The sequence below is a fragment of the Parvibaculum sp. genome (assembly GCF_035511255.1).
In the GTDB taxonomy this organism is placed as follows: domain Bacteria; phylum Pseudomonadota; class Alphaproteobacteria; order Parvibaculales; family Parvibaculaceae; genus Parvibaculum.
Genome location: NZ_DATKFR010000276.1, coordinates 1 through 7,003, shown reverse-complemented (window position 1 = coordinate 7,003; position 7,003 = coordinate 1). Strand labels below are relative to the sequence as shown.

The window sequence follows — 7,003 nt, the reverse complement described above, 5'->3', positions numbered from 1 at the left end:
TCAGAACGCGTAGGAGATCGAGGCGCTGGCGAAGTCCTTGTCGACCATCGCGTTCCTGTAGCGGTTGCCGAAGCTGGAGGCGTAATCGAGGCTGAGCTTGTAGGTCGATTTGTAGTCGAAATCGACGCCGAGGCCGACCGTTTTGACGCCCTCGACGAAGCCCGGACCGATGGGGCCCGCCGAATAGCCCTTCACGTCATGGGCGAAGTAGACGCGCGGCGTCATCGTGACCGGCGTTCCCATGAAGCTGTTGTATTGCATCATCGCCAGCAGGCGATAACCCCATGAGAAAGATGTCGCATATTGCGGCGCGATGCTGCAGGTGCCCGAGACGTTGCAGGGATCGCCGAAGGTCGCCGCCATGCCCGAATTGGCATTCGTGCTGCCGGAGCGGGGGATCATGTAATGGTTGTTGTCGGCGTCGGGCAGGTACTGGAAGCCCGCATTCATCACGAGGATGAGCAGATCGCCGCGCGCGGCCTCCACGAGCCAGTTCGACGGCGTGAAGGTCGAGAGCGAGTAAATCTGTCCGTGGAGCGCCTTGGTGCGCTTGTAGCCGGGAATGACATCGCCCGGCGCGACGGCGGGGCCGTCATAATAGGAGCTTTCGCCAGCTCCGGGGGTGAAGCCGAAGTTCTGCGCGTCGACGCCCTGCAGATAGGTCGTGTCGAGCTGGAAGGGCATGTTGGTGTAGTAGGCGAGTTCGCCGGAAAGCGCCGTTCCGTTCATCACATCGGCCAGCGTCGTATTGAAGCTGAAGCCGATCATGTGAATATCCTCAGGATACTGAGCGATGAGATGCTTGCCGCTGTCGCGCGCGGCCTGACCGAACAAGGCAGCGCAAACGGGGATCGGCTGTCCGCCTTCGTCGATCAGAAGCGTCGTCGTGCAGACCGGGCTGCTCAACACGCCGGGCCCGGAGATGGTATTCAATGCGGTGTAGCCGAGGCCGCTCGTCTGGTCGGCGGTGAAGGTACCGATCGGCAGCTTGTCGTGGAAGTTCACAAAATAGCCGGCGAGATCGGTGCCGTCGTTGAGCCAGCTCGCGTAGTAGCGCAGAGCGGCGCCCCACTGGCCCTGGTCGCGAGCGCCCTGTTCCGCTCCGCGCTGGATAAAGAGAGGATCGGAGAGGCCGGTCAGGCTGCGCGGGCTCCCGTCGGGATTGGTGTAATATTCGCCGTTGCTGAGCGCGTAGGCGCAGCCATCGGAGAGCGCGTCGCTGGGCGAGAAGAACGTGCCACAAGGCGGAAGCGGCGACTTGTCCCATTCAAGGATGTACATGCCCTCGAGCGTGAGGTCCGCGGGCAGACCGAGACTCGCATAGACCGTGTTCTGCGGCAGGAAGACTTCCTTGAGTTCGGTGCCGGGCTTGGTGAAAGCGGCGACGTCGAGCGGCAGATAGGAGGAGACGCCGCCAGGAATAAACGTGCTTTCGCCCCAGTTCACGGCCTGGCGTCCGATACGGACGTTGAGGGGCAGGTCGTTGAAGACGTTGAAATTGCCGTAGACGAACGCGTCGAGGAGCTTCAACTGGCGCAGTTCGCGATTGTAGGCATCCTTGTTGCGATAGGCGTCCTGCAAGGGCCGGCGCTGGTCGTTCGGCGCCGCGACGGGGCCGTAATCGCCGTCACCCTCGCCGAGATCGTAGGCGGCGGGATCCCAGAAGGCCTTGGCGCGCACAAAGGCGCCGAAGTTCTCCCATTTCGCACCGAGTTCGGAAATGATCTTCAGCGGCGCGGAGATGAGTTCGCCACGCTCGACATTGACGTTGCCGTCGTCGGAGTTGACGTCCCAATGGGCGCCGTTCGAACTCGCGCAGCCGCCGTTATAAACCGAGATGTGATCGCAGGACTGGTTCGACGTGCGGACGCTCGCCGACGCGGAGACCGTATTGTCCCATGTGAGATTGAGGGAACCGAATCTGTATTCCTCGGCGGAAGCCGGAGCCGCCAACAGCGCCACACCGGCGAACGTCAACAGAGCGACATATGGCCGACATAGTCCGAGGCGTGATTGGATACGGAACCGCATGTTTTCTCCCCTTCTGCACAGGTACATTTCCGAAGCCGCCGCGCCGCCGGTCGTTGTCGCTCGCTCACGCGAAGGGAATCGCGCGGCCGACAGTTGCGGGCGTGTCATTTCAGAAAATTGTCCCAGACGGGGTGAGGTCTCTTTCGGCCAATGAAGGGGTCGAATGAGGACAGCGCATCAAAGTCGAAACGCCCGACAAATCTAGACAGAGTTGCAACAAACGCCCCGAACTTCGACCGGTCCGGGGCGCCTGTCGGTTCAGAAGGCGTAGGAGAAAGAGGCGCTCGCGAAGTCCTTGTCGTACATCGCGTTGCGATAGGCGTTTCCAAACGCCGTCGAGTAATCGACGCTGACCTTGTAGGCCGATTTGTAACTGAAGTCGGCGCCGATGCCGACGCGCTTCACGCCTTCGATGAAACCGGGGCCGATCGGTCCGGCGGAATAGCCCTTCATGTCATGCGAGAAGAAGACGCGCGGCATGATCGTATAAGGCGTTCCAAAGGCGGAGTTGTATTGAAGCGCCGCCAGCACGCGATACCCCCATGAGAAGGAGGTGGCATATTGCGGCGAGACTGAGCAACTGCCGGCAGCGATACACGGATCGCCGAGGATAGACGCCATGCCCGGATTGGGATGGGTTTCGCCGGAACGCGGAATCATGAACCGATTTCCCTTCGCGTCCGGCAGATACTGGAAGCCGGCATTGGCGACCAGAAGGAGGATATCGGCCCCCGCCATGCTGACGATGGCATCCGAGGGCGTGAAGGTGCTGATCGTATAGACCTGACCATGCAGCGCCGTCGTGCGCTGGTAACCGGGGATCAGATCGCCGGGAGCGACTGCGGGACCGTTGTAGATGGACGGCTGCCCCAGCAGTCCGAGGAAGCCCGCATTTCTGAAATCGGCACCCGTCAATTCCGTCGTATCGATCTGGAAGGGCATGTTGGTGTAGTAGGCGAGGTCACCTGAAAGGGCGGTGCCGTTCAGGATGTTGACGGTCGTATTGAAGCTCGCGCCGATCATGTGAATGTTATCGGGGTACTGGGCGCGCAGCGTTTTTCCGCTGAGCTTGGCGTCGAGCCCTTCTGCGCCCGCGCAGGTGCGGACCGGACGGCCGGCATCGTCGCTGAAGGGAAGAGCCACGAGGCACAGCGGGCTCGACGGATTGCCGCCGGCCGCGATGGAGGCAACATTCAGCAATGTCTGGTTCGCATTCGCCGTAAAGGTGCCTATCGGCAGCTTGTCGTGGAAATTCACGAAATAGGCGCCGAGGTCGGTACCGTCATTGAGCCAGTCCGCGTAGTAGCGCAGTGCGGCGCCCCACTGACCCTGCTGGGGCGGATTGTCCGACGCGCCGCGAGGCACGAACAGCGGACCGGTGGTACCGGACGTGTCGCGCGGCGAGCCATCGGGGTTGGTGTAGAACTCGCCGCTTGCCAACGCATAGCCGCAACCGTCGGAGAGCGCGTCGCTCGGCGAGAAGAACGTGCCGCAGGGCGGCAAAGGCGATTTCTCCCAGGCCGCGATATACATCGCCTCGACGGTGAAGTTTGCCGGCAGGCCGAGACTCGCATAGGCGGTCAGCTGGGGAAGGAAGACCTCCTTGAGCTCCGTGCCCGGCTTCGTCAACGCGGCGACATCGAGGGGCAGATAGGAGGACACGCCGCCCGGGATGAAGAGGCTCTCGCCCCAGTTCACGACCTGACGGCCGAGGCGGACGTTGAGCGGCAGGTCGTCGAAGACGTTGAAATTTGCGTAGGCGAAGGCGTCGAGAAGTTTCAACTGACGCAGTTCGCGATTGTAGGCGTCGTCGCCCCGATAGGCGTCCTGCAAGGGGCGGCGCTGGGCGTTGGGCGCAGCAACGGGGCCATAATTTCCGTCGCCGTCGCCGAGCTTGTAGGCGGCGGGATTCCAGAATGCCTTGGCGCGGGCGAAGACGCCATATTCGCGCCACTTGGCATCGATTTCAGATACGATCTTGATCGGCGCCGAGATGATGTCGCCGCGCTCGACATTGATGTTGCCGTCATCCGAATTGACGTCGTAGTCGGTGCCGTTGGCCGCGGTGCAGCCGCCATTATAGACGGAAATATACTCGCAGTTCTGATCGGAGGTTCGGACGCTGACCGACGCGGACACGGTATTGTCGAGCGTCATCGAGACATCGCCGAATTTGTATTCCTCCGAAAGTGCCGGCCTTGCGAGAAAGGCCGCAGCGAAGATCGCGACAGACAGCCCAAGTATCGATTGTTTGCAGACCCTCATTTCTCTCCCCTTCTGCGATAGTTCTTTTTCTCTTCGTCCTCGCTTGTTGTGTTTTGTCGTTTGCTCGCTCACACAGGAATTTTTACTTGAGCGGCACGCGTTGCGAGGGTTCTATTTCAGAAATATTCTTGGCGTCGCGTGAGGTCGCTCGTGGCCAAACCCCAGGTCGGATGTGGACGCAGCATGAAAGTCCAAGCGGCATACATTTTTGCACTGACGCGGACACTCCGCGATCTGGGCTGTGATCCGTCTACGTTGGTTCAAGCCGGGCGGCCGATCGACGAGGATGGATTCTTCAGGATGTGCGAGGAAGCAGTGACTCTTTCGCGCGATCCGTCGCTTGCATTGCGATTCGGATCGTCGCTCCACCTCGGATCCCACGGCGTCTTCGGTCACGCCCTGATGGGCTGCAGGACGCTGCGTCAGGCGGCGGAATTCCTGATGCAACACAATCCTGTGCGCGCGGCGCATGCAACGGTGCGTTTCTCGTTCGATCAGGACAACGTCATGCTGACGATTGCGCCGACAGCCGACTTGCCCGGCGCGCACAACTTCATCGTCGAATCGTTCTTCGCGGCGGCCGTGACGGCGATCAGTGAACTCGTCAGCGCCGAGATCGAGGGATGCCGTGTGGAGTTCGCCTTCGAGCCTGCGATGCCGGTGGAGATCTATGAGCGGTATCTGCGGCTCCCCGTCAGCTTCGGCAAGGCGGCCAATCGGCTGATCGGGCCGCGCGAGATTGCCGATCAGCCCCTTGTTGCCGCGCAGAACGCAGTCGCTGAAATGTATGTCAGGCAGTGCGGCAAGCTTCTGCGCGAGCAGGATCGGGCGGTAAGCTACGTGTCGGAGGTGCGGCGCGTTCTGATGAGCGCACGCGGACGCATTCCGAACGAGCATGAGGTGGCGCGGCAACTCAACCTGAGCGGACGCACGCTCAGGCGGCGGCTTCTCAATGAAGGGCAGTCCTTCCAGGAGATTCTGGACGACGTGCGCAACCGGCTTGCCAAAGCCTATCTCGGCGAGACGAAGTTCAGCATTGCGGAGGTCGGGGCGCTGCTCGGATTCGAGGATGCCGCGAATTTCCGTCGAGCTTTCCGGCGATGGAACGGTTGCTCGCCGCAAAGCTTCCGCGGCGGTTTCATGGACGAGGCCGGCGCCAGCGGAGAGGCCGAATTCTCCACGTCGTCCGACGAGGAGGCGCCGCCGCTGGAGGCTGCCACCTGAGACAACCGCGCCGTTTGCATCCGCTCACAAAACTCCGGATATATAGAGACGTCCGCGAGGCCCGAATCGCGCTTGCCTTCCACCGGAGTGAGCTTGTCCGAATCCGCAGCCATGGAAATCTATGTCGACGCCGATGCCTGTCCGGTGAAGGACGAAGTGCTGCGCGTGGCCGAGCGGCACGGGCTGCAGGTCTATGTCGTCAGCAACAGTGGCATGCGGCCGAGCGGCAATCCGCTGGTGCGGCAGGTCGTGGTGGCGCAGGGGCCGGACGCGGCTGACGACTGGATCGCGGAACGGATCACCGCGTCGGACATCTGCGTGACGGCCGACATTCCGCTCGCCTCGCGCTGTCTTGGGCGCGGCGCACGGGCCCTGCGGCCGGACGGCAAACCCTTTACCAAGGAGAGTATCGGCATGGCGCTCGCCATGCGCGATCTCATGCAGCAACTGCGGGAGGCGGGCGACGTGAAGGGGACAAATCCGGCCTTCACGCGCGACGATCGCTCGCGGTTTCTGCGCGAACTTGAAAACATGATTCAGGCGATACGCCGCGGCAAGGGTTTGTAATCGGGCTGGATGGAGGATGAATGGCGCGGCGCGCGGCGGGAACGCAGGTTCGGGCGAAGGAGGACAAGGCCGCTGAAACGCGCTTGACGCTGCGGCTCGATTTTCCTGACCTTGGACGACTCGGCCCCGGCAAGGTGCGGCTTCTCGAATTGATCGTGGAGCTTGGCTCGATCAGCGCGGCGGGGCGCCAGATGGGTATGTCCTATCGCCGGGCCTGGCAGCTCGTCGACGACCTCAACACGATCTTCGGGAGCGTGGTGGCGACGCAGCAGGGCGGCGCGCGCGGCGGCGGCGCAGGATTGACGCAGACCGGCAAGGACATCGTGCGGGCCTATCGCGCGATCGAGAAGAAGGCGCAGAAGGCCGCTGCCGCCGAAATCGCGCTGATCGGCCGCGCGCGGCGGTAGTCTTGCATCAAGGCAGAACCGCGAAGCCCTGGGATTTGAAGATCGCGGTTGCGGCGGGCGTGGAGAGATAGTTGAAAAAGGCCGTCGCGCCGGGGCTCGCCGCGCCGGCGACGAGGGCCGCCGGATAGACGATCGGCGCATGGGTCTCGTCCGGGAAGGTGCCGACGATCCTGACCGCCGGCTCGGCGATCGCATCGGTGCGGTAGACGATGCCGAGGGGCGTTTCCCCCCGGGCGACGAAGGCCAGCGCGGCGCGCACATTTTCGGCCTGGGCGACGCGGCTCTCGACGCTTTTCCAGACGCCAAGCTTCACCAGCGCGGCCTTGCCGTATTTTCCGGCGGGCACGCTGCTCGTGTCCGCCATGGCGAGACGGCCCCCCTGCAGGGCGCCCGCGAGGTCGAAGCCCGGCGCAATGTCGAGTGCGACGGCCGATGCTTTCGGCGCGACGAGAACGAGGCGGTTGCCGAGCAGGTTTTTTCTCGTGCCCGCATCCACGAGATGGCGCTTG

At 62.7% G+C, this 7,003-nt stretch carries 6 protein-coding genes; 3 read left to right on the top strand and 3 right to left on the bottom strand.

Going from position 1 to position 7,003, the window contains the following annotated elements:
• Entirely contained in the window at positions 1 to 2,031 is a 2,031-nt protein-coding gene (locus tag VMR03_RS11095) for a DUF1302 domain-containing protein (RefSeq protein ID WP_325405168.1), read from the bottom strand.
• Between the two features lie 258 nt (positions 2,032 to 2,289).
• Positions 2,290 to 4,296, bottom strand: coding sequence for a DUF1302 domain-containing protein (locus VMR03_RS11090; RefSeq protein WP_325405166.1), 2,007 nt, complete (start codon positions 4,294 to 4,296; stop codon positions 2,290 to 2,292).
• A gap of 183 nt (positions 4,297 to 4,479) precedes the next feature.
• Here VMR03_RS11090 and VMR03_RS11085 point away from each other — a divergent pair, with 183 nt between their 5' ends.
• The 3 genes from VMR03_RS11085 (at position 4,480) to VMR03_RS11075 (ending at position 6,494) form a co-directional block, all read left to right on the top strand.
• Entirely contained in the window at positions 4,480 to 5,520 is a 1,041-nt protein-coding gene (locus VMR03_RS11085; protein ID WP_325405164.1) for an AraC family transcriptional regulator, read from the top strand.
• A gap of 111 nt (positions 5,521 to 5,631) precedes the next feature.
• A complete protein-coding gene (locus VMR03_RS11080) occupies positions 5,632 to 6,087 on the top strand; it encodes a YaiI/YqxD family protein (RefSeq protein WP_325405170.1) in 456 nt (151 codons plus the stop codon).
• Positions 6,088 to 6,107: 20 nt separating this feature from the next.
• Positions 6,108 to 6,494, top strand: coding sequence for a LysR family transcriptional regulator (locus tag VMR03_RS11075; RefSeq protein WP_325405162.1), 387 nt, complete (start codon positions 6,108 to 6,110; stop codon positions 6,492 to 6,494).
• Between the two features lie 7 nt (positions 6,495 to 6,501).
• Here the strand turns inward: VMR03_RS11075 and modA are convergent.
• On the bottom strand, positions 6,502 to 7,003 hold a 502-nt coding region (gene modA, locus VMR03_RS11070; RefSeq protein WP_325405160.1), incomplete at its 5' end, for a molybdate ABC transporter substrate-binding protein.